Source organism: Caballeronia sp. INML2, assembly GCF_023631365.1.
Taxonomy (GTDB): Bacteria; Pseudomonadota; Gammaproteobacteria; order Burkholderiales; family Burkholderiaceae; genus Caballeronia; species Caballeronia turbans.
On sequence record NZ_JALQDH010000183.1, the window covers coordinates 1 to 1,358 of the forward strand.

General features: G+C 57.8%; 1 protein-coding gene and 1 pseudogene. Both read right to left on the reverse strand.

Features of this window, described 5'->3' with window-relative positions:
* A pseudogene (locus tag NCT32_RS36880) lies at positions 1 to 188 on the reverse strand (DUF6429 family protein); the annotation flags it as partial.
* Complete coding sequence (locus NCT32_RS36885) at positions 185 to 1,279, reverse strand: IS630 family transposase (protein WP_250491553.1); 1,095 nt, start codon at positions 1,277 to 1,279, stop codon at positions 185 to 187. The gene NCT32_RS36885 and the pseudogene NCT32_RS36880, both read right to left, overlap by 4 nt.
* Positions 1,280 to 1,358 lie beyond the last annotated feature (79 nt).

A 1,358-nucleotide genomic window follows, 5' to 3' on the forward strand; every position in this document is an offset into this window, starting at 1 on the left:
ACTCGCGCAGTCCTTCTTCGGTAAAGGTCACAGATTTCGTCTTGTTGACCGGGTCTTCGATGAGCCCCCGTTCGTAGAGCCGGTTCAGCACATCCCAGTCAAAACCCTTCCATGCGCGGTATCGGTCGCAGAGTCAGGTAGAGGAGTGCCAGGGCAACTTCATCGATTGCATCGGTGTTGATATTCATGATGCGCTTCCCGAAGCCTTCCGGACCCGCATGCAAAACCGTTCGAGACTGGCCAGAATCTCATCAGCCGACTTGCTCCAGGAGAACGGTTGGGGATCGGCGTTGTAGATGTCCAGATATCGACGAATCGCGTCTTCGAGTTGCCGTGTCGAGCGATGCGTACCGCGTCGAAGGTATTTTTCAGTCAGCGAGGCAAACCAGCGCTCGACCTGATTAAGCCAGGACGCTGAGGTGGGCGTGAAGTGAACATGGAAGCGAGGATGACGAGCGAACCATGCCTTGATCACGGGCGTTTTGTGCGTGCCATAGTTGTCCATTACCAGGTGCACATCGAGATGCGACGGCACACTGGATTCAATGGTGCGCAGAAACTGCACAAATTCGCTGCTCCGATGGCGCCGATGTACCTCGCCGATTACTTCGCCGGTAGCGATATCCAGCGCGGCGAACAACGTGGTCGTGCCGTGGCGCATGTAATCGTGCGTGCGTCGTTCCGGGATGCCGGGTGCCAACGGCAGCATAGGCTGCGTGCGATCGAGCGCCTGAATCTGGCTCTTCTCGTCCACGCACAACACCATCGCCTTAAGCGGCGGATCCAGGTAAAGCCCAACGATATCTCGTACCTTGTCGACGAACATCGGATCACTGGACAGTTTGAACGTTTCGTGCCGATGCGGCTGCAAACCAAAAGCACGCCAGATCCGCGTGACGGCCGTCTGCGACAACTTCATCTCACGAGCCATCGTGCGCGTGCTCCAGTGAGTCGCCCCAACAGGTACGCACTCAAGCGTCTTTGCAATGACCGCATCGACACGTGCGTCGTCAATCGTCCTCGGCGCGCCCGGCCGAGGCGCATCGAGCAGTCCGTCCAGGCGATGCACTACAAACCGCGCCCGCCACTTCGAGACCGTTTGCTGAGTGACCCGCTGTTTCGCCGCAACGCTCTTGTTGTCCAAGCCATCGGCACAAGCCAACACGATGCGTGCTCGCAATGCGAGGGCCTGTGCGGTCTTGCGTCGCATCGTCAGTGCTTGAAGTGCTTCGCGCTCCGAATCGCTCAGTAGCAGCTCCCCTTTGGGCCGTCCACTCATCGTTGCCGCCTCGCATCAAGTGACATACAGACACTCTAGTACGCAATCGCCATCATTCAATGAATTTTCAACTCGGGAC